21 protein-coding genes and 3 pseudogenes are annotated in these 24,019 nt (G+C 69.3%); 9 read left to right on the top strand and 15 right to left on the bottom strand.

Features of this window, described 5'->3' with window-relative positions:
- Nucleotides 1-90 precede the first annotated feature (90 nt).
- Nucleotides 91-846 carry a FadR/GntR family transcriptional regulator gene (locus ACZ5DC_RS31890; protein WP_468658444.1) on the bottom strand — a complete coding sequence of 252 codons (756 nt, stop codon included), beginning with the start codon at nucleotides 844-846 and terminating at the stop codon, nucleotides 91-93.
- 105 nt (nucleotides 847-951) lie between these two features.
- Between ACZ5DC_RS31890 and ACZ5DC_RS31895 the strand changes: the two genes are divergently transcribed.
- Nucleotides 952-2,688 (top strand): IlvD/Edd family dehydratase, encoded by a 1,737-nt coding sequence (locus ACZ5DC_RS31895; protein ID WP_468658446.1) that lies wholly within the window; start codon nucleotides 952-954, stop codon nucleotides 2,686-2,688.
- Nucleotides 2,689-2,734: 46 nt separating this feature from the next.
- Complete coding sequence (locus ACZ5DC_RS31900; RefSeq protein ID WP_468658448.1) at nucleotides 2,735-3,922, top strand: fumarylacetoacetate hydrolase family protein; 1,188 nt, start codon at nucleotides 2,735-2,737, stop codon at nucleotides 3,920-3,922.
- 107 nt (nucleotides 3,923-4,029) lie between these two features.
- On the opposite strand, the gene ACZ5DC_RS31905 is transcribed toward ACZ5DC_RS31900, so the two are convergent.
- The 4 genes from ACZ5DC_RS31905 to ACZ5DC_RS31920 all read right to left on the bottom strand — a co-directional run bounded on the left by ACZ5DC_RS31905 (nucleotide 4,030) and on the right by ACZ5DC_RS31920 (nucleotide 9,841).
- A complete protein-coding gene (locus ACZ5DC_RS31905; protein WP_468658450.1) occupies nucleotides 4,030-6,411 on the bottom strand; it encodes a beta-xylosidase/alpha-l-arabinosidase in 2,382 nt (793 codons plus the stop codon).
- A gap of 322 nt (nucleotides 6,412-6,733) precedes the next feature.
- The gene (locus ACZ5DC_RS31910; RefSeq protein ID WP_468658452.1) at nucleotides 6,734-7,630 is read right to left on the bottom strand and encodes a carbohydrate ABC transporter permease; all 897 of its coding nucleotides are present in this window, start codon (nucleotides 7,628-7,630) and stop codon (nucleotides 6,734-6,736) included.
- Between the two features lies 1 nt (nucleotide 7,631).
- Nucleotides 7,632-8,534, bottom strand: a complete 903-nt coding sequence (locus ACZ5DC_RS31915; RefSeq protein WP_468658454.1) for a carbohydrate ABC transporter permease — start codon at nucleotides 8,532-8,534, stop codon at nucleotides 7,632-7,634.
- Nucleotides 8,531-9,841 carry an extracellular solute-binding protein gene (locus ACZ5DC_RS31920; protein ID WP_468658456.1) on the bottom strand — a complete coding sequence of 437 codons (1,311 nt, stop codon included), beginning with the start codon at nucleotides 9,839-9,841 and terminating at the stop codon, nucleotides 8,531-8,533. Before ACZ5DC_RS31920 ends, ACZ5DC_RS31915 begins: the two co-directional genes overlap by 4 nt.
- A gap of 477 nt (nucleotides 9,842-10,318) precedes the next feature.
- Here ACZ5DC_RS31920 and ACZ5DC_RS31925 point away from each other — a divergent pair, with 477 nt between their 5' ends.
- Nucleotides 10,319-11,347, top strand: a complete 1,029-nt coding sequence (locus tag ACZ5DC_RS31925; RefSeq protein WP_468658458.1) for a LacI family DNA-binding transcriptional regulator — start codon at nucleotides 10,319-10,321, stop codon at nucleotides 11,345-11,347.
- An 80-nt stretch (nucleotides 11,348-11,427) separates the two neighbouring features.
- On the opposite strand, the pseudogene ACZ5DC_RS31930 reads toward ACZ5DC_RS31925, so the two are convergent.
- A pseudogene (locus tag ACZ5DC_RS31930) lies at nucleotides 11,428-11,663 on the bottom strand (IS630 family transposase); the annotation flags it as partial.
- A gap of 182 nt (nucleotides 11,664-11,845) precedes the next feature.
- Complete coding sequence (locus ACZ5DC_RS31935) at nucleotides 11,846-12,448, bottom strand: hypothetical protein (protein WP_468658460.1); 603 nt, start codon at nucleotides 12,446-12,448, stop codon at nucleotides 11,846-11,848.
- Between the two features lie 130 nt (nucleotides 12,449-12,578).
- On the opposite strand from ACZ5DC_RS31935, the gene ACZ5DC_RS31940 reads away from it, so the two are divergent.
- From ACZ5DC_RS31940 to ACZ5DC_RS31950, 3 genes are all read left to right on the top strand, one after another.
- The gene (locus tag ACZ5DC_RS31940; protein WP_468658462.1) at nucleotides 12,579-12,941 is read left to right on the top strand and encodes a hypothetical protein; all 363 of its coding nucleotides are present in this window, start codon (nucleotides 12,579-12,581) and stop codon (nucleotides 12,939-12,941) included.
- 840 nt (nucleotides 12,942-13,781) lie between these two features.
- Complete coding sequence (locus ACZ5DC_RS31945; protein WP_468658464.1) at nucleotides 13,782-14,174, top strand: PadR family transcriptional regulator; 393 nt, start codon at nucleotides 13,782-13,784, stop codon at nucleotides 14,172-14,174.
- On the top strand, nucleotides 14,171-14,764 hold the full coding sequence (locus tag ACZ5DC_RS31950; RefSeq protein ID WP_468658466.1) for a DUF1700 domain-containing protein: 594 nt from the start codon (nucleotides 14,171-14,173) through the stop codon (nucleotides 14,762-14,764). The genes ACZ5DC_RS31945 and ACZ5DC_RS31950 overlap by 4 nt, the downstream gene beginning before the upstream one ends.
- A gap of 752 nt (nucleotides 14,765-15,516) precedes the next feature.
- Here ACZ5DC_RS31950 and ACZ5DC_RS31955 read toward each other — a convergent pair.
- The 7 genes and pseudogenes from ACZ5DC_RS31955 to ACZ5DC_RS31985 form a co-directional block, all read right to left on the bottom strand.
- Nucleotides 15,517-15,753, bottom strand: a pseudogene (locus ACZ5DC_RS31955) (WhiB family transcriptional regulator); the annotation flags it as partial.
- A 187-nt stretch (nucleotides 15,754-15,940) separates the two neighbouring features.
- Complete coding sequence (locus ACZ5DC_RS31960) at nucleotides 15,941-16,417, bottom strand: cupin domain-containing protein (RefSeq protein ID WP_468658468.1); 477 nt, start codon at nucleotides 16,415-16,417, stop codon at nucleotides 15,941-15,943.
- Between the two features lie 356 nt (nucleotides 16,418-16,773).
- Nucleotides 16,774-17,457 (bottom strand): haloacid dehalogenase type II, encoded by a 684-nt coding sequence (locus tag ACZ5DC_RS31965; protein ID WP_468658470.1) that lies wholly within the window; start codon nucleotides 17,455-17,457, stop codon nucleotides 16,774-16,776.
- A 38-nt stretch (nucleotides 17,458-17,495) separates the two neighbouring features.
- Nucleotides 17,496-17,774 (bottom strand): NAD-binding protein, encoded by a 279-nt coding sequence (locus ACZ5DC_RS31970; RefSeq protein ID WP_468658677.1) that lies wholly within the window; start codon nucleotides 17,772-17,774, stop codon nucleotides 17,496-17,498.
- Nucleotides 17,775-17,800: 26 nt separating this feature from the next.
- Nucleotides 17,801-18,004: a hypothetical protein gene (locus ACZ5DC_RS31975; protein WP_468658694.1), complete on the bottom strand. Its 204-nt coding sequence runs from the start codon at nucleotides 18,002-18,004 to the stop codon at nucleotides 17,801-17,803.
- Nucleotides 17,976-18,511: pseudogene (locus ACZ5DC_RS31980) on the bottom strand (IS5 family transposase); the annotation flags it as partial. The pseudogene ACZ5DC_RS31980 and the gene ACZ5DC_RS31975, both read right to left, overlap by 29 nt.
- A 46-nt stretch (nucleotides 18,512-18,557) precedes the next feature.
- Nucleotides 18,558-19,613 carry an aldo/keto reductase gene (locus ACZ5DC_RS31985; protein WP_468658472.1) on the bottom strand — a complete coding sequence of 352 codons (1,056 nt, stop codon included), beginning with the start codon at nucleotides 19,611-19,613 and terminating at the stop codon, nucleotides 18,558-18,560.
- 1,005 nt (nucleotides 19,614-20,618) lie between these two features.
- On the opposite strand from ACZ5DC_RS31985, the gene ACZ5DC_RS31990 reads away from it, so the two are divergent.
- Nucleotides 20,619-20,942 (top strand): putative quinol monooxygenase, encoded by a 324-nt coding sequence (locus ACZ5DC_RS31990; protein ID WP_468658679.1) that lies wholly within the window; start codon nucleotides 20,619-20,621, stop codon nucleotides 20,940-20,942.
- A gap of 206 nt (nucleotides 20,943-21,148) precedes the next feature.
- Complete coding sequence (locus ACZ5DC_RS31995) at nucleotides 21,149-22,024, top strand: alpha/beta fold hydrolase (protein ID WP_468658474.1); 876 nt, start codon at nucleotides 21,149-21,151, stop codon at nucleotides 22,022-22,024.
- 532 nt (nucleotides 22,025-22,556) lie between these two features.
- On the opposite strand, the gene ACZ5DC_RS32000 is transcribed toward ACZ5DC_RS31995, so the two are convergent.
- Nucleotides 22,557-22,901, bottom strand: coding sequence for a hypothetical protein (locus tag ACZ5DC_RS32000; protein WP_468658477.1), 345 nt, complete (start codon nucleotides 22,899-22,901; stop codon nucleotides 22,557-22,559).
- A 371-nt stretch (nucleotides 22,902-23,272) separates the two neighbouring features.
- On the opposite strand from ACZ5DC_RS32000, the gene ACZ5DC_RS32005 reads away from it, so the two are divergent.
- Complete coding sequence (locus ACZ5DC_RS32005; protein WP_468658479.1) at nucleotides 23,273-23,839, top strand: LuxR C-terminal-related transcriptional regulator; 567 nt, start codon at nucleotides 23,273-23,275, stop codon at nucleotides 23,837-23,839.
- Nucleotides 23,840-24,019: the final 180 nt, after the last annotated feature.

Here is a 24,019-nt window from a genome sequence, read left to right on the forward strand (position 1 = left end):
GGTCGGCTTGCCGGAGGTCTGACGAGAACCGTCGGCGCCGACCGCTTCCGTGCCCCTGCCGAGGCACCGCGGGGTCGCGGCCGTGACAGGTCACCCGGCGTCGCTCGGCGTACCGCTCGGCATTCCGGGTGACTGGGTGATCTCTCTGTCGGCGGCTTGGATGATGGCCAGTACGGCGGCCGCCGCGGCCGCTGGATCGCGGGCCTCGACGGCCTCCACGACGGCGCGATGACCCGGCAGCGAGGCTTCCACCGCGCCGGGGGTCTGGGTGCTGATGAGGAAGCTGTGTTCCAGTGCGATGTCGACAGCGCGGCCCAGCGAGCCGAGGAGACGGTTGCCGCTGGCGTCGAGCAGCGCGCGGTGGAAGGCGATGTCGGCCTCGACGTAGCCGCGGCGGCCGGGTTCCGCCGCCGCGGCCTCCATGGCCGCCAGGGAGTCGTACAGCACTCGTACATCGTCGGGGCCGGCCCGGTCCGCGGCGAGCCGGGCCGCCTCGGGCTCGACGATCCGGCGCAGTTCACCCGTGTCGCGCAGCAGGGCCGTGGCGTCCCCGGCCTGTTTCCAGCGCAGCACGTCACGGTCCAGGTGGTTCCACTGCTCCGGAGGCAGTACGCGCGTGCCGGTGCGCGGGCGTACGTGCAGCATGCCCTTGGCCACCAGCGCCTTGACCGCCTCCCGTACCACACCTCGGCTGACACCGATCTCGGCCGCGAGCGCGTCCTCGACCGGCAGGGGATTCCCCGGTTCCCACACGCCACCCACGACGCGCCGCCCGAGTTCGTCGACCACGCGCTGGTGCATGGTCAGGAAGTCCACCACGATCTCTGCCCGCCCCCTGGACGCCATTCATCGAATCATTTAATGATTGCGTCACAGGGTACGGCCCGCAGGGCCTCACCCGACAACGCCCCATCGCGAAGCGGACGACGCCGGAGCCACGGGAGTGACCACATGACCGACGGTCAGAAGACGAGCCGCCGCAGCCAGGCATGGTTCGGGGCACGGGGCCGCAGCGGGATGCTGTACCGCTCCTGGATGCGCAACCAGGGACTCGGGCACGAGGTGTTCGACGGGCGTCCCGTCATCGGTATCGCGACCAGCGCCTCCGAACTCGCCCCGTGCAACGCCCATCTGACACGCGTCGCCGAGGCCGTCAAGCGCGGCGTGTGGCAGGCGGGCGGCCTGCCGCTCCAGTTCCCGACCATGGCCACCGGCGAGACCCTGATGCGCCCCACCGCCATGCTGTACCGCAACCTCATGGCGATGGAGGTCGAGGAGCTGATCCGGGCCAATCCGCTCGACGGAGTCGTGCTGCTGTCCGGCTGCGACAAGACGACCCCCGCCATGCTCATGGGCGCCGCCAGCGTCGATCTGCCCGCCGTCATGGTCACCGGCGGGCCGATGCTCAACGGCAAGTACCGGGGCCAGGACGTGGGATCCGGCACCCACGTGTGGAAGTTCGAGGAGGACCTGAAGACCGGCCGGATGACCGAGGAGGAGTGCTTCTTCGCGGAAGGGTGCATGGCCCGCTCCAACGGGCACTGCATGACGATGGGGACCGCCTCGACGATGGCCTGCATGGCCGAGGCGCTCGGCATGCAGCTGCCGGGCTCGGCGGCCTGGCCCGCGGTCGACGCCCGGCGGATGGAGACCGCGCAGGCGGCGGGGCAGCGCATCGTACGGATGGTGGAGGAGGAGCTCCGCCCGTCACGGATCCTTACCCGGGAGGCGTTCGAGAACGCCATCCGGGTCAACGCGGCCATCGGCGGCTCCACGAACGCGATCATCCACCTCACCGCCATCGCCGGACGCGTCGGTGTCGACCTGCGCCTGCGGGACTTCGACGACCTGGTCCGCGCGGTGCCGACCCTGGTCAACCTGATGCCCAGCGGCAAGTACCTCATGGAGGACTTCTGCTACGCGGGCGGGCTGCCCGCCGTCATCGCCGAACTGCTCCGCGGCGAGCTGCTGCACGGCGGACAGATCACGGTGACCGGACGCACCGTCGCGGAGAACACCGAGAACGCCGAATGCCTTGACTCCGACGTCATCACCAGCCTGGACGCCCCCTTCCAGCCGGCCGGCACCGGTACCGCCGTCCTCCGCGGCAATCTGTGCCCCGACGGTGCCGTGATCAAGCAGTCCGCCGCTTCGCCGCACCTGCTCACCCACCGCGGCCCCGCCCGCGTCTTCGACTCCCCCGAGGCCTACCACGAGGTGGCCGACGACCCGGAACTCGACGTCGACGAGAACACCGTCATCGTCATCCGCAACGCCGGCCCCAAGGGCTACCCCGGCATGCCCGAGGTCTCCAACGTCCCGCTGCCCGCCAAGCTGCTGAAGGCCGGCGTCAAGGACATGGTGCGCGTCTGCGACGGCCGGATGAGCGGCACCGGGTACGGGACGGTGGTCCTGCACGTGACGCCCGAGGCCGCCGTCGGCGGACCGCTCGCCCTGGTGCGCGACGGGGACTCCGTCGTCCTCGACGTCCCGAACCGCACCCTGTGCCTGGACGTGGACGACGCCGAGCTCACGCGGCGCCGGGAGGCATGGCGGGCCCCCGTCGAACAGCACACCAGCGGCTACACCTGGCTTTACACCCAGAACGTGGAACAGGCCGACCGGGGCGCCGACTTCGGCTTCCTGCGGGGATGCCGTGGACACGGGGTCCCCCGCGACTCCCATTGATTCCGCGCCAGTCGACCGTATCCCCGAATCCAGGAGAGCATCGATCGTGGAATCGGCAGCAGCCCGCCCTCGTCCGGTCCTCACGGCCGCCTCCGTCCTGCCGGAGGACTCCGGCCGAGCCGCTCTCGTCGCGCGCGTCCACCACCCGGAATGGGACGGACCCTGTGTGGCCGCGGTCCGGGGCGATCAGGTCGTCGACCTGACGGCCATCGCGCCCACCGTCTCCGAACTGATGGAACGCGACGACGCGGTGACGGTCGTCCGCGAGGCCGGCGGCGGACACACCTGGCGCCTGGACGAACTGCTGGCGGCACCGGCGGGCCGCCATGACGTTCCGCATCTGCTCGCCCCCGTCGACCTGCAGGTGATCAAGGCCGCGGGTGTCACCTTCGCGCGGAGTCTGCTGGAACGCGTCATCGAGGAGCGCACGGGCGGCGATCCGGCGCGGGCCGCCGGGGTCCGGGCCCGCGTGAAGCAGGTGGTGGGCGGTGCGCTCGACGGCATCCGCCCCGGATCGCCGGAAGCGGCAAGGGCCAGGGAACTGCTGGCCTCCGAAGGACTGTGGTCGCAGTACCTGGAGGTCGGGATCGGGCCGGACCCGGAGGTGTTCACCAAGGCGCCGGTACTGTCCGCGGTCGGAACCGGCGCCGACATCGGAGTGCTCGGCTCCTCGGTGTGGAACAACCCTGAGCCCGAGGTCGTCCTCGTCGTGGACTCCCGCGGCCGGGTACGCGGCGCGACGCTCGGCAACGACGTCAACCTCCGCGACATCGAGGGGCGCAGCGCCCTGCTGCTGTCCCGCGCGAAGGACAACAACGCCTCGTGCGCGATCGGCCCCTTCATCCGCCTGTTCGACGAGGGCTTCGACCTCGACACGGTACGGGGGCTCGACATCGGCCTGCGGATCGACGGCACGGACGGCTACGTACTCCACGGCAGCAGTTCCATGCGCGAGATCAGCCGCGACGTAACGGAACTGGTGGCCGCCACGCACGGTGCGCACCATCAATACCCGGACGGCTTCGTGCTGTTCACCGGAACGCTGTTCGCCCCCACCGAGGACCGGCGGGCACCCGGCGCGGGCTTCACCCACGAGTACGGCGACGTCGTGCGGATCTCCAGCCCGCGACTCGGCGCGCTGGTGAACACGGTCGTCCCCAGCGAGCAGGCCGCGCCGTGGACGTTCGGGGTACGAGCGCTGATGCGCAACCTCGCGCGGCGCGGGGTGCTGTGAGCTGACGAAGTCCCCGGAACCGACGGGCCCGGGTCACCACGTGACCGGCCCCGCGGTCCGGGTGCGCGGCGCCGCCCCTGCCGCGACGTGCGCCGCGCTCGCCCGGTTCACGCCTGGGCGACCGGCTCCTGCCCCACCGTGGCGTGCAAGCGCCGGGTGTGATCCACGTGGCGCTCGGCTCCGGTCAGCGTGACCCTGGCCGTCAGGCGCGGATCCGCGCTGGAGGCGGACAACCGCACTTCCAGCTCGCCCGGTTCGACGACGCGCCGGCCGTCGCGTCCCGTGAAGGAGGCGACATCGGCCGGGACGGTGACACGCAGACGGCGGGCCTCGCCCGGCTCCAGGCCGACCCGGGTGTAGCCGACGAGGCGCTGCACCGGCTGGACGACGGAGGCGACCGGGTCGTGCAGATAGACCTGGACGACCTCCGTTCCGGACCGCCCGCCCGAGTTGCGGACGGTGAAGGCGAGGACGAACTCGCCGTCCGTCGGGGCCTCCTGGACGTTCACGGTCAGGTCCGCCCAGTCGAACCTCGTGTAGGACAGGCCGTGGCCGAAGGCGAACGCGGGTGTCGGGTCGATGTTGGACACCTCGCTGGCGTGCGCGAGCCGCGCCCCGAGGTACGTGGTCGGCTGTGAGCCCGGACCGCGCGGCACGCTGACCGGGAGACGCCCGGAGGGATTGGTACGGCCGCTGAGCACCCCGGCGATCGCGTGCGTGCCCTCCTCACCGGGGAAGAAGGACTGCACGATCGCCGCGGACTCCTGCACGGCGCGGCCGAGTGCGTACGGTCGTCCCGCGAGCAGCACGGTGACCACGGGTGTCCCCACGTCGAGCAGGGTGTCGAGCAGGTGCTGCTGCGCGCCGGGCAGCGCCAGCGCGTCGACGTCGCACCCCTCGCCGCTGGTGCCCCGCCCGAAGAGCCCGGCACGGTCGCCGAGCACCACCACGGCGACATCGGCCTCGCGTGCCACCCGGGCGGCCTCGGGGATGCCGGAGAGGTCTCCGTCGTCGATTCCGGTGCCGCGGGCGACCGTGACCTCGGCGTCGGGGAACTCGGTGGCGAGGGTCTCGCGCAGCGTGGGCAGCGCGATGCCCGGTGGGGTCGCGGGGTGGTGGACGCCGATGTGCTGGGGGAAGGAGTAGCAGCCCAGTACGGCGGTGGGCTCGTCGGCGTTGGGACCGAGCAGGGCGATGCGGCGCGGCCTGCCGAGGGGCAGGGTGCCGTCGTTGCTCAGCAGCACGACCGCTTCCTCGGCGACCGTGCGGGCCAGAGCGCGGTTCTCCGGACCGTCCAGGTCGATCCGGCCGCGCAGGGCGGCCGGGTCGTCCGGGTCCGCGCCGTCGAGGGCGGCCGGCACGGGGTTCCAGTCCGGATCGAGCAGGCCGAGCACAGTCTTCTGGGTGAGTACCCGGCGCAGGGCGCGATCGACCAACGCCTCCGGAACACGGCCGTCGGCGACGGCCTCGGCCAGGGGCGCGCCGTACGTCTTGACATTGGGCAGTTCGACGTCGATGCCCGCGCGCAGCGCCGCGCCGGCGGCACCGGCCCAGTCGGCTGCGATGCCGTGCAGGGTCTTCAGGAAGGCGATGGCGAAGTAGTCGGCGACGACCGTGCCGTCGAAGCCCCACGTGTCGCGCAGCAGCCCGGTGAGCAGGTCCTCGTCGGCCGCGGAGGGCATGCCGTCGGTGTCCGTGTAGGCGTTCATCACCGACCGGGCGCCGCCTTCACGGATCGCCATCTCGAAGGGAGGGAGCAGAACGTCGGCGCGCTCACGCGGGCCCACGGAGGAGGGAGCGAGGTTTCGGCCGGCGCGGGAGGCCGAGTGGCCTGCGAAGTGCTTGAGGGTGGCGACGATCCCGGCGGACTCGAGGCCCTGCACGTATGCCGTCCCGATGGTGCCGACGAGGTACGGGTCTTCGCCGATGGTCTCCTCGACCCGGCCCCAGCGGGCGTCGCGCACGACGTCCAGGACGGGCGCGAGTCCCTGGTGGACGCCGACGGCACGCATGTCGCGGCCGATGGCGGTGGCCATGCGCCGCACCGTGTCCGGGTCGAAGGTGGCGCCCCAGGAGAGCGGAACGGGGTAGGCGGTCGCTCCCCAGGTGGCGAAGCCGGCCAGACACTCGTCATGCGCCAGGGCGGGGATGCCGAACCGGTTCGTGGCGGCGATCCGGGTCTGGGCGCGCGCCAGGGAGAGCGCACCCAGGGCGGGGTCCACCGGACCGGTGCCGAAGGGCCGGGTCAGCTGGCCCAGTCCGGTGGGCAGGAGCGCGTCGAGATCGACGGCCTCCTCCATGTCGTGCTGATGGGGGGCCACCTCACCGCCCTGGTCGGAGGCTCCCACCCACACTCCGTACAACTGGGCGGTCTTCTCCTTGAGGGTCATCGCGTCGATCAGGGCGTCGACCCTCGCGGTGACGGAGGCGGTGGTGTCGTTCCAGAGGGGGATTGCGGGGGTGTTCTCCACGGCCACGATGGCGTTCACTTTCCTCCCACGCCCATCGGGCCTCGACCAGGGCGCGACGGGCGAACAGGTAGACGGGCGGGACTCGAGGCGGGGCAGGTCGCGTGCGGGTTCCGGCATCGGCCCGGATCCGCCGCGCCCGGGGGACGAGGCTGCTGGTGCTTCCAGGGGGTGACGCAGGTCGTCCGGTCCGGGCCGGTGGATGAGGTGCCGGTCGGGACCGGGACGTGCGGGCAACGGCCGCGGAGCCTGGTCTGCCGGGTCCCACCGCGTTCCTGCCGGACTCGGTCCCGGGGCTCCCCGGACGTTCCGGGCACAGGCCGGACACCGGTCACGGCGTCGGTCAGCGGCTGAATCCGGCGGTCAGACCGCTCAGCAGCTGGCGGCGGCCGAACGCGTACAGGACCAAGGCGGGCAGTGTGGTGAGGACGACGGCGGCGAGAACGGCGGGGACGTTGACCCCGTACTGCCCCTGGAAGGTCCACAGTGCGAGCGGCAGGGTCCGGTGGCCGGGGCTCTGGGTGAGGACCAGCGGCAGCAGGAATCCGTTCCAGATGGTCAGTGCGTCGAAGATGGTCACGGTGAGGATGGCCGGCCGGGTGAGCGGTGCCGCCAGCCGCCACAGTGTCGTCCATTCGGTGGCGCCGTCGACCCGCATGGAGTCGAACAGCTCTTTGGGCACGTCGCGGATGAAGTTGGCGAGCACCAGCACGGACAGGGGGATGGCGAAGGCGATCGACGGGAGGATCAGCGCGGGCAGGCTGTCGTACAGATGCAGTCGGATGATGATCAGGTAGACCGGGATCACCGTCGCCTGCAGCGGGATGGCCAGGCCCATGAGGAACAGCCCGTTCATGGCGCGGAGGACCCGCATGCGCCGGCCGCGGACGATCGCGTAGGCCGCCATGAAGGAGACCACGACCGCCGGCACCACGGCGCCGGCGGTGACCACGACGCTGTTCAGGAAGTAGCGCAGGAAGCCGGACTCGATGACCAGCCGGTAGTTGTCCAGTGTCGGGTCACCCGAAGGCACCAGCGGGTTGCTCGCGTAGTAGCGGCTCTGGGCTTTCAGGCTGGTGATGAGGGTCCAGTACAGGGGTACGGCGACGACGCCGAGCCAGAGCCATCCGGCCAGGCCGCCGGCCCAGTTGCGCCGGCGGGCCGTCCGACGCGGGTGGCGTTGCCGCTCGCGGTGGGTGGCCTCCCGCGGTCGGCGCGGCTCGGTGAGCGTGGTGGTCATGTCAGGCCCCCTCGAGTTGGCTCGCGCCGGCGTCCCGGCCTCCGAGCCGGCGCAGCAGCAGGGCGAGGGCCAGACCCACCAGGACCAGGATGACGGCGATGGCGCTGGCCGGTCCCATCAGGCTGGCCTGGAATCCCCGCTTGTACATGTCCAGCGCGAGGACGCGGGTGGCGTCGCTGGGGCCGCCCTCGGTCAGGACGAAGATGAGGTCGAAGAAGGTCAGCGATCCGACCACCATCAGCGTGGACGAGGTGATGACGGTGTATCTCAGCTGGGGCAGCGTGATGCTGAAGAACTGCCGGATCCGGCCTGCTCCGTCCAGCTGCGCCGCTTCGTACAGGTACTTGGGGATCTGCTGGACACCACCCTGGTAGATCAGGGAGTGGAACGGGATGAACTGCCAGGAGACGGCGAAGACGACGACCCCGAACGCGAGTCCCGGCCGCCCCAGCCAGTCCTGGCTGAGCCCCTGGATCTTCAGCCCGGCACCGAGCCCGAAGTTCGGGTCCAGCAGGGCCTTGTACGCGATCGCGATCGCCGCGGAGCTGAGCATCAGGGGGACGAAGTACACCACGCCCAGCACCGCACGGTAGCGCTGGCGGCCTGCCAGGAACGTGCCGAGCAGGATACTCAGCGGCGTCTGGACGGCCCAGGAAACGGCCATCACCGAGAACGTCACCCAGAGGGCGTGCGGCAGTCCGGGGTCGGTGAGCACCGTACGCCAACTGGTCAGCCCCGAGGGGTGGATGGCGCCGATCCCGTCCCACGTGGTGAAGCTCAGCGCGAGGACACCGACGAGCGGAACCACGGCGAAGCCGACGAAGAGCACCAGCGCCGGTGTCGCCAGCCACGGCAGGATGCCGCGCGCTTCGCGACGCGGCGGACGGGCGGTGGGCGAGCTCATTTGCCGGTGACCACGTTCAGGTTGCGGGCGAACTGCTGCGGTGAGATGGACAGCTGGAACAGTTTGACGATGTTGTCCAGCAGGGTCTCGGCGGCCGTCGGACTGAGCGCTTGGTCCCAGGACTGGCCGAAGACCTTGGCCTTGCTGGCGATGTCGTAGGTGAACTGCAGGAAATCGGCGCTCTTGGAGGCGGCCAGCAGCTTCTCCGTGCCCAGCCGGATCGGCACCGACCCGTTGTCGATCCACTTCTTCACTTCCTCGTCCTGGAGGACGCCCTTGGCGAAGAAGTCCTTGGCGATCTTCTTCTGCTCGGCGCCGGCCTTCGAGGAGACGGACAGGTACTGGGCGGGGTTGCCTACGGTGTCACTCGGATCGCCCTTGCCGCCTTCCACGGGTGGGAAGGTCATGTAGCCCAGTGCGCCGCTGGAGACGAAGTCCCCGCCATCGGCCTGCTGGATGCCGTACGACCATGCGCCGTGCAGCATCATCGCGGCCCTGCCGGTGTACAGCAGCGCCTGGTCGGCGTTGGAGTCCGCGGTGATCGAGGAGAAGCCCTTGACGAACCCGTTGGCTTTGACCAGCTCCTGCACCTTGGTCAGCGCGGTGATGGCGTCCGGATTGGACCAGGCGTTCTTCTCGCCCTCGATGACGGCCTGGAAGACCTCGGGACCGCCGATGCGGTCGAACAGGAACTCCAGCCACATCATGTTCGTCCACCGGGACTGGCCGCCGAGGGAGAACGGCGCTATGCCCTTCGCGTTGAATCTGGGCACCAGCGCCATGATGTCGTCCCAGGACTTCGGCGGCTCCACGCCGACCTTCTCGAAGACCCTCTTGTTGTAGTAGAGGATGATCGGCTGCACGGTCTCGCACGGCATCGCGTAGATCCTGCCGTCGACGGTCGCCGCTCCGAACGAGGACGGGAACAGCCGCTTCTTGACCTCGGAGTGCTCGTCGAACCACGAGGTGAGGTCCTCGACCTGGCCCGCTTCCACATAGGTGCGCAGCGTCCCGCCGCCCCAGCCCCAGATGATGGTGGGCGCCTGCCCGGCACCGATGGCGGTCTTGATCTTCGTCTTGTACGCGTCGTTCTGGAAGGTGGTGTCTTCGACCTGCTCCTCGGGGTGGGCCTCGTTGAACGCGTCCACGGCGCCACCTCTGACGCCTTCCTGCGGCTGGCCGTTGAGGTACCAGTACGTGGCCCCACCACCCCTCTTGTCGGGGCCGGACGAGCCGCAGGCCGCCAGTGCCGCGGAGACCGGCACGCCGGCGGCCAGGCCGAGGAGGGTTCGTCGGGAGAGCGCCATCTTCTTCTCCGCACTCGAGAGCCGCCGGCTTCTCGTGAGTCATGGTGAAAGATTTTCGAAACAGTGTTCCGTGAGCTCTGTGCGTGCAAGTTAGGTTTCGGGCTGACGTCGTGTCAAGGTACGTGCGAGGACTCTGTAAAACTGCGGTCGAGTGCCTGGAACTGGGCGGCAACGCACCTCGAAAACCATGAGCCGGGACCGAAAGCGTTTCGAAATAGGCTGGTCACGGTCGAGGCGATGACTGCGGCTGACACCCTGTTCGGCGCAGGTCGTGCCGCACCGGCGGCGCCCGTCCCGCCTCTCGTGCACCGGCCGCGATCCCGCGTGCGTCGCCAGACGTGTCGAGGCCGAGGGACTCGTCGACACCTCGCCGGACGAGCCCGGTGCCTGGTTGCCGTACGGTTGACCGGCTCCACCCGGCCTGCCGGCCCGACCGGCGGCTCACCACACCGGTGGACTTACAGCTGAGAGGAACCGATGCGACCGAACGCCAGGCGCACCACTTTGGCGGACATCGCCCAAGCGGCCGGGGTCTCCGTCGCGACCGTGTCCAAAGTGGTCAACGGTCGTGGTGACGTGGCGCCGCAGACCCGCGCCCGGGTGCAGGAACTGCTGCATCAGCACCACTACCTGGCGCCCGTGTTCCGTCACACCGAGGGTGTCGAAGTCCCGACCATCGAGGTGCAGTTCAAGGGCGGCCTCAAGTCGTACGTGGCCGAGACACTGGAAGGCATCATCGACTCCGCCGCCGAATCGGGGACCTCGGTGGTGATCAGCAAGGCGTCCCATGCCCCGCACTGGGCCCGGGAGCTGGTGTCAGCCGGACGCCGCGCCGTCATCGCGGTCACCAGCGTGTACACCACGGCCCACCTGAACGAACTGGCCCGGTCCGGGCTGCCGCTGGTCGTGCTGGACCCGCTGCACCTGCCGGACAGCCGGGTCCACAGCGTCGGGGCGACCAACTTCGCCGGCGGCCTGGCCGCGACCCGGCACCTGCTGTCCCTGGGCCACCGCCACATCGCCTACCTCGGCGGACCGGCCATGGCCGTATGCAACCAGGCGCGCCTGCACGGCTACCGTGCCGCCATGGAGGCGGAAGGAGCGCGGGTACCCGACGCCTACGCCCCGCCCGGAGAATTCACGTACGAGACCGGGTTGCTCGGCGCCGCGGCGCTGCTGGACCTGCGAGAGCCGCCGACGGCGATCTTCGCAGGCAACGACGAGATCGCCGTCGGTGTCATCGAGACCGCCCGCGCCCGAGGACTGCGCGTCCCCGAAGACCTGAGCGTGGTCGGCTTCGACGACACGAGCCTCGCCCGGATGGCCTCACCGCCACTCACCACCGTGCGCCAGCCACTGCGGGAGATGGGCGGTGCCGCCCTGCGCACCGCCCTCCGGCTGGCCAACGGCGAGAAGGTCGAGTCCCACCACATCGAACTCGCCACCGAACTCGTGGAACGCGCCTCGACGGCACCGCCCCGCGAAGGGACGTCGGAGCGAGGGTAGCCGCAGGTGAGGGTCTTCGGGCAGGTTCCGGAACCGCGCGAAGCCCCGGTCCGCCGGGGTGCGCCGAACGCCTCCACGGCGTCGCGGCGGAGCCGATGGATCAGCCTTGAGCGGTGACCGGGTTCATAGCAGTCAGCACTGCGATGGAGAGGCGTCTGCGGGAGCGGCCGCGGACCCGCACCACCGGGGTCCGGCCGCGCTGTGGCCAGGTCTTCGCCTGCGGCGGCGTCGTGGAGGCCGGCTCGTCCTCGAGGACGAGCCGGGCTTCACGGGCCGCCGTGAGTCTTCCGCGCACGGCCACACCAGCCGTTCTCACCGCGTGGACCGCGCTCGCCTACCACTACCAGGCTGCGACCCATTTGGTCAGGTCCGCGGCCATCTGCAAGGCGGAGGGCATGGCAGCGATCTCGTCACGGAGACCCTGCGCCGCCTGGGTGAACGCGGGCTCGGACAGCACCCGGGCGACTGCGCCGGTGACCGCTTCTGGCGACTGCTCGCCTATCGGCAGCGCCAGTCCGGCTCCCGTCTTCGGCACGCGGAACGAGTGGTCCGGTCGAAGATGTACTCGGTGCCTTCGACGAGGGACTCGAAGGCCAGGGCCTCGCCATGGCGCCCTGCGGCGTCGACGGCGTCGTGCACCACCTCCACCCCCCGGATCTCCGCGGCGGCGAGCCAGATGGCCGCCTCCAGCTTCGGTGGGACCACGGCCTCGCCGCGCGGCTCGTCCTTGCCGCCGGCCTCGTCCATACCGGCGGCAGGCAGGACCTGGGCGATCTCTCGGCGGCAGGGAGCCGGACCGAGCAGGGCGAGGCGGGCGGCGCGGTCCAGGGCCCGCAGCAGTTCGGGCTCCCACCCGGCGCGCGGGGCGTCGTCGGCGAGCAGGCCGGAGGCGGACAGCACGTCAAGCTGCACCTGGTGCTCCAAGCCGAGCCGCCACGCCTCGCGCAGTACGTGCCGGGCCTCGTCGCGCGCGGCGCGGCCGGTGGTCGCGATGGCCCGGGCATCGGGCAGGCCGGCGAGCCGGCGGCCGCCCTTCTCCAGACGGCCCATGCGTTCGGCAGCCTCGTCAGCGTCGGGCAGGGACATCGCGAGGTAGTCCATTTGGTGCCCTCGGTCGGGCCGCGCCGGCGAGGGGCGAGATTGGCCGGTGCCAGCCGTCGCCCCGGTGGGAGAGGCATGCTTTCCGGCCAGTACTCGCAGGTAGCAGTATGGGAGGCCGGCTGATGGGGGCATGATCGCTGTTGTGTTACGTGACGACATGCCCGCTTGCGTGCGGTGGGAGATCCTGATGCACGAGCGGTTCAGCGGCGTGTGGATCTGCAAAGACCTCGGCCGAACGACGACCAGCGCGGATCCCGCTGAGCTGGGCCGGGCCGTCCTGGCCGCCTACCTCGCCGGCCGGGACAGCCGGGGCGAAACGTTCCGCGTTCTCGTCCGCACCGACCACGGCAACCACGTCGTCATCACGGCCGACCAACTCACCGACCCCGGCTGGGAAGCGGACCCGGCCCTCTGCCAGGCACTGCCCGCCTACCTTCGCAACGCACTCACCCGACGCCGAGGCCGTGAGGTGGCCGTGACGCCGCCGGCGTAGGTCTCCTCCGTCTCCTCGACCAGCCCGCCTTCGGCCGGCACGACACACCGCCGGGCGCAAACCCGCCAGCGCGTCCTGCCCGACCCAGGGCGGAACGAAGGGTGCCGGCGTCGATGACGGCCTGGTGATCGGTGGAGTGCCGATGGTCCTTGGCCTGCTCGGCCGCCGCGCGGTCTTGGGTGGGTGCCAGGGTGCCGTCCGCAAGGAGCAAGACGTCCTTCGGGAAGCGGAGCCGGGGCGGCAATTCGAGGAGCGGACCGAGCGGGTCGACTGAAGTGGTCGTACAGCGCGGCTACTTCTGCCGTGGAGCCGGAGAGGCCCCTCTGAAGTGAACGGTTCCGCGAGGCGGGAAGGTCCACGGGGTTCGCGAGCCCTCCCGCAGCCGTACCGAGGTGTGCCCCTCGACATCGCACGCGGACACACCCGTGGCCGTCGCTGTCCTGGTCGCCGCGGCCACGCGGAACAGGTCCGAGCCGGGCGGAAGCATAGCCAGCAGCGTCGCAGACAGGCCCTGCGGCCGTGAGGTCGTAGCCGAGGTCGTCCGCCGCCTCCGCGATGGTCACGCGGTCCTTGACGCTCTTTCGGTCACCAGATGCACGGCGGTTCCGGTTCGCGAGCCGCCACTGCCCGGCGCGCAGACGAGGGCGCCGCCGTCCGAGGGTACGGCGATGCGCCGACGACCAGGCAGGCGGGGCGGCGGCGGCTCTGGTGGGCGGGGCGGCGGCGGCTCTGGTGGGCGGCACCGGGGTCGGCGAACTCGGCCGCAGGCACCAGCGCGAGACCCATCCGGTTCGCACGCCAGGTACCTTGTTCAACCAGATACCGGCTATCATGCGTTGCATGGAACAGGGCAGTGGCGGTGATTCGTACCTCGGCAAGGTGGAAAGCCAGCTCCGCAAGGGCGTGCTGGAGTACTGCGTACTGGCCCTGATGCGGGACGAGCCCCGCTACGGCGTCGAACTGGTGCAGTCCCTGGAGGCGAGCGGAGCCCTCGCCGCCAGCCAGGGGACCATCTACCCGCTGCTGTCCCGGCTCCGACGCGCCGATCTGGTCACCACCACGTGGCAGGAATCGGCGTCCGGGCCGCCCCGCCGTTACTACCGGCTGACCGACGCCGGGCTGGCCGCCCTCTCGGATTTCGCCAGGATCTGGCCCGCTTTCCGCGACGCAGTCGATGACTTCCTCGCTCCCCAACCGCCGTCCCCGATCGAACCGGAGCAGAGTTCACCATGAGCCTCAGCACCTCCCACTCAGTACAGTCCTTCCTTGCCGCTGTCGAGCGCGAGGCGTCGGCGCTTCCGGCCGACCGGCGGCAGGAGCTGCTCGCCGACCTCGCCGAGCACATCGAGGTCGCCCTCTTCGAACGCCCGGGGCAGGAGGAGGCGATCCTGGCCGAGCTCGGCGATCCGCGCACGATCGCGGCCGCCGCCGTGGAGTCCGGCCCCACCGCCCCGCAGAAGCCGCACAGCAAGCGCCCGGGCACGGTCACCGCGCTGCGCGCCCTGCTCTGCGTGCTGTGCGTCATCGTCGTCATAGCCGTGACGGGCCTCGCGGTCGGCTACCTCCCGGGCCCCGTCTGGTACCGGATCCTGACGCTCCTGCCCGCCCTGGCCAGCGCCGCGCACGTCTTCTTCCTCCGGCCCGGGCGCGGCGTCCTGCGCATCACCTTGACGGTGACCACCGGGCTCTACTTGCTCGTGCAGGCGGTCAACGTCGCGCAAGGAGCGCCGGGAGCCGTGATCGGCGTGCTCCTGGCCGCGGCCGTGCTGGTCCTTCTCGGCATGCGCAGCACCCGAGCCTGGTTCACGGGAACCTCCTCGTAGGCGCACCTGGTGCCTGCACCGCCGGCAGAAAGCGACCGACTAAGGTCGGTGCGCCGCCGGGCCGGGAATGAGCGCAGCATGACTGATGACTCCCCCACCGGCCCGGCCTCACCCCCTCCGCGCCGGAGACCTGGGTGTGCCAACCGGGAGACCTGATCACCTACGAACCCGCAAAGCCCGGTCCATAGCCGACCGACCCGGCAGACGATCTACTCCACAGGCTGCCGCCGAACGACCCGCGCGACTACGCCGCCAGGTGCACACACCAGCCCTTGGGCCCTCAACTACGAGTTGGCGGAGGCTTGCTGTCTACGCGATGGAAACTGATGACCTGTCGCGTTCGCGTGCGGTGACCGACGAATCCCCGCGGTCAGTCGGTGCGGATCACCGCGCAGTGATGCGGAGCGCGGACGATGGGGCCGCGGAAGCTGAGATCGTGCTCGATCCGCGGGCGGAGCAGATGTAGCGAGGCCGGGTGAGTTCCCGCGTCCAGGCGCTCACGGCGTTGCGGATCGTGCGCTCCCATGCCGAACACGGCAACCCACCTCGGGTCCACCAATTGCCAGACACGGTCTGGAGCCGGAACCGTCCGACGGCATGACCACACCTTTCGAAGAACACAGCCCCTTCAGCCCCTTGCTTCCTGGGAGGACCGGGCTTGAGCTGTGCTGTCGTTCAGCGACTGGAAGGGCCGGAACGGCAATCAGGCTCAGCCCCGTCCCCGGCGGCAACAGAAAAGCAGGCCCGTCGACCAGGACCGTCTTCCAGGAGGTGACCTTGGGTCTGCGGCGCAGCAGGGCCCGGTGCTCGAGCTCGGTCAGGCCGCCCCACACGCCCCACTCGACACGGTCGGCCAGGCATTCGGTGCGCACCGGGCACCTGGTGCAGACCGCCTTGGTCAGGTTCTGGCCGGTGCAGTCCGCGAACAACTCGTCCACGATCGAGATCTCCGTATCCGGTCTCTGGACAAGAACGCGGAAGCCCGACATGAGCGGTTGATCGCCTAGCCTCGATCTTTCGTGATGGGCCGCCAACGGAGTCTGGGCCGGCCAGGCGGTGATGGAAGGCGACTACCCAGTCCGGACCGCGAGGCCGCCCTACCTTCATGACGATGAGGTGGTCGGCTCAGCAGGCCGCCTGCAACCGATTGTCCGGGGCTTACATGTCGGACCACTGTCATTCTGCGAACAGGGACTGCAGGTTCACCACGACCGGCTCCTGGGTGCTGCGCGCGATCACCACGACGGCTTCATCGTCCGGATCGGGGTTCTCCTCCCGATGCGCGACGTATGGTGGCACGTAGACGTAGTCCCCCGGGCCTGCCTTCACCCTCTTCTCGCACGGCCCGCCCTCGGACTCCTCTGCGTAGACGAATTCAGGGTGTCCGCTGACAACGTAGATCGCCGTCTCCGACTCACCATGATGGTGATCGCTGGAGGAAGTCCCTGGGGCAACACGGGTCTCCCCCATCCAGATCCGGCGAGAACCTGCCAGTTCGCCGCTGATCGCCGCGAATCTCCTCATGCCTCCGCCGCTCTGCGCGGTACTGCCGTCGAGGTCGCCGGCCCTGACGTGGCGAATGGCCGGCCGCGTCGGCATCCCGGATCCGGATAGATCAGGATGAAATGCATCAAAACCATCAGGATCGTCCATATGTGGACGCTATGTCATGTACCGGCGATGGCGCAACCACGCGTAGCGGGTGAGGCAACCCGTACGGTCTCCGGCGCTACCGGCATGGGCTTCCAGGCGCCGCGTGCACTTCTACGCTGATCACCATCCGCCACCGCGGCACTTCGCGTCGCCGCTGCGAGCGCAAGACGTCGCAGGCTCCCGCCGCATCCGAGCGGCCCACCCTGGCCCGCCGACGAGTGCACGTCCTCCGGGCCCTGCCCCCCTCGGCGGGCGAAGCCGCCTGCGTACGCAACGCGTGGCCGGACATCTCGTTCTGTGCCGCGAGACCCGCACTGCCCGGCACGGAGATCGAGTGTCCGCGGTCATGGAGTGCGTTACCCCGCGAGCTGGTCAGCCAGATCTGACAAGTCTCGAGCCTGCACGTCGAAGGCGCCCGGTGAGCTCGCCTGCGCTTCACCCGGGCGCGACAGGAAGGCCGTCGCGACGCCGTGTTCGGCTGCTGCGCGAAGGTCCCACTCGTGCGCGGCAACCATCATCGTCGTACTCGGCTTGAGTCCGAGGATGTCCAGCGCGAGGCGGTAGACCGCGGGATCGGGTTTGTACGTCCTCACGGCCTCCGACGACAGGACGCAGTGCCATCTGAGACCACCAGCAGCAGACAGACGAGTCAGACCGGCGAAGCTCGCATTGGACAGTGCCACTACCGTGAAGGAGTCAGCCAGTGTGCCCAGCCAGCGCGGTGAATCGGGCCAGGGCCGCAGCCGGTGGGTGGCCGAGGCGAGGTCCCGCAGGGCCTGCCGGGGCAGGCTTCCCATGCCCAGCGCTGTTACGGCGTTGTGCAATGCGTCCCGCGTCAGCTCGTCGTGGGACTTCCACACGGCCCGTTTCGAACGAACTTCCGTCATCGAGTCGTTGAGAATCGTGAGCCACGTTTCCACCAACGGCTGTGCCTGTTCCGGGTCCGTCCCGTTCGCGGACAGTACTGAGCGCGTCGCAGAGTTCAGCGATCCATGCAGGTCGACGACAGTACCGAAAACGTCGAACAACAAGGCGGACACGGACGCCGTCTGCGTGCCACCGCTTACAGGGCCTTTCATCATGAGTTCACCACCATTGTCGTTTCTGTGCCGACCCCGCGCGCGCCGATTCCGGAGAGCTGCTCAACGAGCAGCAGCAGAGCACTACGATCCAGATGTCCGCAGCCCTGCGCTTTCAGCGCTCCCACAAGGTACGAGACATTAGCAGTCAAAGGGGCACATACGCCTGCCTTGCGCGCCGCATCGTTGAAGATGCCGAGATCCTTGTGGTGCAGACTCACCCGGAAACCCGGGGTGAAGTCCCTGGCGCGCAGGGAAGGGCCCTTGCTGCGCAGCACCGCACTGCCTGCCAAGCCGCCGCCGATTACTTCAAGAGCCTTCTCCCCGCTTCCGCTACCAGTTGGATGGTGCCGGCGACGATCAGCTGATTGGCTGCCTTGACGGTCTGACCCGAGCCGACGCGGCCGACGTGCACAATGGTCACCCCGACCTCGGAGAGCACTGGCAGCGCGGCAGCGAAGTCGGCTTCCGAGGAGCCCCTTGCGGCGCGGCCGTCCGACGCGGTCACGGACGGGCGGGACCGCGTCGGGCAGGGGAAGGAGCTGGATCCCGTCGTTGCGCTTGCCGCCGGTCAGCAGGACGGCGAGCGGAGTGCCGTGTCCGTCGGTGGTGAGGCAGTACTTCGAGCCGGCCCGCCCACGATCGACCGGCGACGGGCCCGTCCGGCTCCCCTTATCAGTTCCCTGACGTGTGGGGAGTCGACGACGCAGCGGGACCAGTCCAGCCGGGAGGCCGCGTTGAGCTCGGCCAGTAGGACCTCATGCGAGCGTTGCCAGACACGAGCCGCGTTCCAGTCCCGCAACCTGCGCCAGCACGTCATGCCGGAGCCGAAGCCGAGCTCTTGAGGCAGATGCTCTCACTGGATTCCGGTGTGCAGCACGTACAGGATCCCGCGGAGCAACTCCCGGTCTGGCAGCGGCTTGCGGCGGGATGTTCGGAAGCGTCGCTAGCGCTGCGGGAGCAACGGCTCCAGGCGGTCCCACAGTTCATCCGGCACGGTCCACGGTGACGTCACCGTCCCTCATGGAGGCCATCGAGAAGCCCAGGGCGCGCCTTGCCCGTCACCTGGCTGGGCGATGCAGCGCAAGGTCCGGCTCGCTGAAGCGGCCGGAGACCGCATTCGCCTGGTGCCAGTGCGGATAGATCAGGTCCGGTGCGCTGACCTTGTCGAGCCGGTCGATGTCCTCACTGCTCAAGTGCACGTTGACGGCGTCGAGATTGTCGGCCAGTTGTTCGTCCTTGCGGGCGCCGATGATCACCGAGGTCACGCCCGGTTTGGCGAGCAGATAGGCCAGGGAGACCTGGGCGGGCGAGGCACCGTGGGCGGAGGCGATGTCGACGACGGTCTCGATGGTGTCGTAGAGCTTGTCCTCGTCACGCACGGGGGGTTCTGACCACTCCGTGAGGTGGCGGCCGTCGCTTGCCTGCCGCCCGCGACGGTACTTGCCCGAAAGCAGACCGCCGGCGAGCGGGCTCCACACCATGATGCCCAGGCCCTGGTCCAGCGAGAGCGGCACCAGCTCGTACTCGGCGTCACGTGATTCCAGCGAGTAGTAGATCTGGTTGCTGACGAAGCGCTCGTAGCCGTGCGCGTCGGCCACGCAGAGCGCCTTCATCAGCTGCCAGCCCGAGTAGTTGGAGACACCCAGGTAGCGGATCTTGCCGGACCGCACCAGGGAGTCGAGGGTTTCCATGGTCTCCTCGAGGGGTGTCAGCCCGTCCCACTCGTGGACGTGGTAGATGTCCAGGTGATCGGTGTTCAGACGGCGCAGGCTGGCCTCGATCTGGTTCAGGATGTGATGGCGCGACAGTCCCTCGTCGTTGGGGCCGGAACCCATCGCCATACGCACCTTCGAGGAGATCAGCAGCTGGTCGCGGCGTCCCGCGATCGCCTGGCCGAGGATCTCCTCCGCCACACCTGCCGAGTACATGTTGGCGGTGTCGATGAGGTTGACGCCGGCGTCGAGACACATGTCGATCTGGCGCCGGGCACCTGCCAGGTCGGTCTGTCCGACGTTTCCGAAGACTTCGCCGCCGCCGAAGGTCATGGTGCCCATGGCCAGCGCCGACACCCGCAGGCCGGACCGGCCCAGTCGCCTGAATTCCATGATGTTCATCCTCCGTTCCCCTTGCATGACTACCACGACTGAGGTGTGATCGCCTCCCGGGATGCGCAGCTGCGCCGGCGACGAGCGGGCCCCGCCGGATTCGCTGCTGGGCATGGTGTGGTGTCGCCGTACGGACGGCGGATCGGGTGCAGAACTGACTCACTTCGGCAGCCCCGATCACGTGGCGACCTACGCATGCCTGGCACCGGTGCTCCCCGGGCAAGGCCAGCAGCGACCGTTACCGTCCGAAGCGATACGACCGGTGTCCGCGACGGGCCCTGTTCCTCACCGCCATAGGCAGCATCACCTGCTGCTCAGCCATGTCCTCCGTACTACCACCGCAAGCGAGCCGGGCGCAGAGGCGCTCCCAGGCGGTCCTGGCGCTGGCCAGGCGACGAGGCCACATACTGCGGGCGCTTCTTCGAGACCGGCGGCACTACAAACTCACACCACCAGCGACGACTGCCCCATAGAGCTGCTCACCGATTGCAGACCTGATCGACGAAAGCCGACTTCACAGGGAGGATCCCGTCAGCACTGAGTCGTGACGCCGAGGAGCCTTTTGTGCTCACTTGAGGAGTACGGGTCACAGGCCGGTGCAGCGCCTGCGGAGGCACGCCTACCTGCGATGTCGGTCAGTCCTTCGACCGTGGCGTGCTTCGTCGTGGTGCCGAAGAATGGTGCGATGACTGCCCCAATGGGTGGTGCGAGCAAGAGAGCGGCCCTGGAACGCCCGGGACCCTTCCCAAGCCCTCCTGAGAGCGCATGGGCCCGCGAGGCCTCGCCTGTCCGGAGACGTGCCGAGCCTCGTTCCTGTGCTGCTCGTCGAGATGAAGGGCCTGGCGGTTCACCTTCGGAGACGAGCCATCGTGGTGAGCGTTGAACCAGCTAACGCCGGTCAGTCCCGCTGCGGCTTGGCATCGGCATTGAGAATGCCTGATGCGGTGCCGCCCCCCGGATCTCTCCGAGAGCCAGACGTGCCCCCAGATGCGTGACGAGGTAGTACGTCGCAGGATGGCGTGTGACGCCTTACGACAGGAGGACGAAATCATCATCCTGAATGTCTTCTTCGACGTGGCTCAGCAGCATGAGGCGGAATTCCTGAAACTGCTGAACAACATGGTGGTGGAGTCCAACAAGGAAGACGGATGCCACCTGTACCAGCTGTGGCGCAACGACCACGATCCGTACAGCTACGCCCTGATCGAGCACTGGGAGTCGCAGGATCATCTGACCGCGCACGGCAAGACGCCGCACTGGATCCACTTCAACGACATCGTCAACGGCTATCTGAAGTCGGACTACGACGAGCACCACTACGAAGAGATCCCGCGCTGAGCTGAGGGCCCACGCAACCTCGTCAGCGATGCCGCCACGGAAGCCATGCCGCCCGGGCTATGAAGAACGGCGTGCAGAGGCGACGGCCTCCGCGTCGCCTCCAGCCGCACGACGTCGCGAGACGGGTGGCTTCATCGCCCGCCCCCTCCATCACCCCCAATCGACGCTCCGAAGCATCCTTACACTCGCACCTGGAGGCGATTCTCATGCCTTTCTCCCAGCCCATACAGGGTTTCCGGAACTACTACGAACGCTCCGGAAGCGGCACGCCTGTCGTCCTCGTCCATGGCAACCCAGGTGACCACATGGAGTTCTCGCGCGTGGTTCCGCTTCTGGGCGACGACGTCGACGTCCTGACCCCCGACCTGCACGGGTACGGCAAGTCCGACAAGCACTTGGAGAATGTCGGCAATGCCTACTCGCTCACCGGCCAGGTCGACGCCATCATCGCGCTCATCGACGACTTGGGCATCAGCAACGCCGTACTGTGCGGCTACGACGTGGGAAGCTTCACCGTTCAGACCATCGCGATGAAACGCCCGGACCTTGCGCACTCTCTGGTCATCGCTCCGCCGACTCTGGGTGTCGGGCGGCGCATCCTGGAGGAGAAGGCCGTCAACGCCTTCCTGCACGCCATTCTGTACAAGACCAGGCTGGTCGAGGACCTGATCGACGGAAAGCCGGAAGCCGTGCGCGCAGCTTTGCGAGAGAACCTGGAGAGCTGGTCGCCCCCCGGCTCCCCCGCGGTCGACGTACTCCTCGACCACCTCACAGACAATCACTCGAAGCCGGGCGAATTCGTCGCCAGCGCCATGTGGTTCCGCTACCCCGAGGGCAATCCCATCACCTTCTACGCCAACGAGAGCAAACCAGCGCCGGAGGACCGGTTCTCGAAGAACCTCACCATCCTGTGGCCCGACAGCGACGCGCTCTTCCCCACGGAATGGAGCGACACGCTCGACGACTACTACAGCGACTACGACCTCCACTTCATGAAGAACACCGGGCACTTCAGCCCTGTCGACTCCCCGGAGACCTGGGCGGAGCACATCCGCAAGCACGTACAGGCCGCCGCGAAGTAGCCGAGCCGAGGCAGTCCCGTCCTGGCCGGGCGAGGCCGGCTACGAGAAGGCGCCTTTGCCTCCCGTGTCGAAGAACGGCGGCCTTGGCCAATACGGCTGGTGGAGTGGACTGGTTGGTCGAGGAGACGCGGGGCAGGTTCATGCTCCCAAGCCGGAAGACGCTGCTGGCTCCGGCGGCCCCGACGACGGCTCATTGACGGTATCGCCGGTGTCGATGCCTCGCTCGTTCCGCGTCCTCGGCCGCACCGACCACGGCAGCCACTCGATATCACCACCGACCAACTCACCGACCCCGGCTGGGAAGCGGACCCGGCCCTCTGCCACGCACTGCCCGCCTACCCCCCGCAACGCCTTCGCCGTGAGCAAGGCGTGCGGTGATCTCGGCCGGTCCTGTGGTCCAGGGCAGCCGGATCACTTTCGATCAGGGCGCGCAGCACCATCAGGTAGTGCCAGTCTCCCGCGTCGGGCGCTGCGGCCAGCGCGTCAGCCGCCGCGGCGGGACCGCGTTCTGTGGCGATGGCCGCCGCCTGGATCACATCCATCGACCGATCGACCGCTGCGGATAACACGGGCGACCAGGCCCGCCGCATAGCGACGAGCAGTTGGGCGGCCTCATAGGGGCGGGGAGCGGGCCGACGGATAGCCGGGCTGCGGGCTCTTGCTCAGCGCGTGCGAAGGAGGCCAGCAGCATCTCCACCGTGCGGATCCAGTCCTCATCCCGCTCCGTCAGCGGGATGTCACCGGCCCAGTCGGCAGCCAGCCGCAGCAACCAGCCGTCCGCCAGGCCGGGCTCGCGCCCCTCGCGGGTCAGGGCGGAGACCACGGTGCGCACCTCAGGGTGCAGGCCGATGCCGGGACGGGCGGCCAGGCGCAGCAACGCACCAATGGCCTCCGGGCCGGTGGCCGTTACCGGTGCGGCGTGCGTGGCCGGTCATCATCAAAACGTCCGCCGCGCGCCCGGCAAGCGGCACGAACACCTCGCGCGCCAGACGCAGAACCTGCCGGTGGCGAGCGCGGGCCTGGCTGGAAGGGCCGCCGTGCAGGACGTCCGACGTGCCGCCGTAGAGCTCACCCCAGGCGTCCAGAGCGCTCTCCTGGGCTACGCCAGGCGCTGGCCCATCAGCCGCTCGGCCACGCCCATCGCCCGACGGCGGTGGTATCCGCCCGGTCGCTCGAGTTCGAGGCGCAGCGTGTCGGCTGCCTCATGGATGCGGCGCTGGGCAGCTTGTGGATCACGGGAGCGGCGGCTTGCCTCTGCCCCTGCTCGCTGCCGGTTCCTCGCCAGGGGGCTGGCAGGCATCCACGGCACGGGGTCGGCGCTACGAGGAGCTGGCCCGCACCATGCCCGGATGCCGGGTCCTGGCGCTGAGCACCTTCGACATGGACGAGTACGTGGTGGCCGCGCTGCGCGCCGACGCGTACGGTTTCCTGCCCAAGGACGTCTCGCCGGAGGACCTCGCCGCGGCGATCCGCACCGTCCACACCGGGGAGGCGGTGGTCGCCCCGCGCCTGCTGACCCGGCTGATCTCGGCCTACGTCCAGACGCCGCTCGGCGCCCCGCCACCGCCCGACGTCGTGGCGGGGGAGCTCACACCCCGGGAGGTTGAGGTGTGGTGGCTGATGGCCACCGGCCTGGACAACGCCGCGATCGCCCGGACCATGGACATCAGCCACTCCACGGTGAAGAACCACATCACCAACCTCTTCGGCAAGCTCGACGTGCGCGACCCCGCCCAGGCGGTCATCGCGGCGTACGAATCCGGTCTGGGCACTGCCCGATCGGGAGGCGGCGACCAGGCCGGGCGGAGACGCTGAGCTATTTCTCCTCCCACGGACTGTCCTGGCGGGAAGCCACACCGAAGGTCGTACGGACTACCGGCACTGGCGGTGCACCGCCCCGAATACGGGAGTCGGACGCCGAGAAATCGGATGGCGGAGCCCTCACTCGATGTACCGCCTGCTGGAGCCCCTACAACGGAACGAAGGCGCCCGGGT

The organism is Streptomyces sp. NPDC031445 (assembly GCF_055581365.1).

Coding starts and splice junctions, on each gene's coding strand:
- ACZ5DC_RS31995 (WP_468658474.1), top strand. CDS start 21,149: ATGCCTTTCTCCCAGCCCATACAGGGTTTCCGGAACTACTACGAACGC.
- ACZ5DC_RS31950 (WP_468658466.1), top strand. CDS start 14,171: ATGAGCCTCAGCACCTCCCACTCAGTACAGTCCTTCCTTGCCGCTGTC.
- ACZ5DC_RS31945 (WP_468658464.1), top strand. CDS start 13,782: ATGGAACAGGGCAGTGGCGGTGATTCGTACCTCGGCAAGGTGGAAAGC.
- ACZ5DC_RS31895 (WP_468658446.1), top strand. CDS start 952: ATGACCGACGGTCAGAAGACGAGCCGCCGCAGCCAGGCATGGTTCGGG.
- ACZ5DC_RS31925 (WP_468658458.1), top strand. CDS start 10,319: ATGCGACCGAACGCCAGGCGCACCACTTTGGCGGACATCGCCCAAGCG.
- ACZ5DC_RS31960 (WP_468658468.1), bottom strand. CDS start 16,417: ATGGACGATCCTGATGGTTTTGATGCATTTCATCCTGATCTATCCGGA.
- ACZ5DC_RS31935 (WP_468658460.1), bottom strand. CDS start 12,448: ATGGACTACCTCGCGATGTCCCTGCCCGACGCTGACGAGGCTGCCGAA.
- ACZ5DC_RS31990 (WP_468658679.1), top strand. CDS start 20,619: ATGGCGTGTGACGCCTTACGACAGGAGGACGAAATCATCATCCTGAAT.
- ACZ5DC_RS31940 (WP_468658462.1), top strand. CDS start 12,579: ATGATCGCTGTTGTGTTACGTGACGACATGCCCGCTTGCGTGCGGTGG.
- ACZ5DC_RS31920 (WP_468658456.1), bottom strand. CDS start 9,841: ATGGCGCTCTCCCGACGAACCCTCCTCGGCCTGGCCGCCGGCGTGCCG.
- ACZ5DC_RS31985 (WP_468658472.1), bottom strand. CDS start 19,613: ATGAACATCATGGAATTCAGGCGACTGGGCCGGTCCGGCCTGCGGGTG.
- ACZ5DC_RS31915 (WP_468658454.1), bottom strand. CDS start 8,534: ATGAGCTCGCCCACCGCCCGTCCGCCGCGTCGCGAAGCGCGCGGCATC.
- ACZ5DC_RS31890 (WP_468658444.1), bottom strand. CDS start 846: ATGGCGTCCAGGGGGCGGGCAGAGATCGTGGTGGACTTCCTGACCATG.
- ACZ5DC_RS31910 (WP_468658452.1), bottom strand. CDS start 7,630: ATGACCACCACGCTCACCGAGCCGCGCCGACCGCGGGAGGCCACCCAC.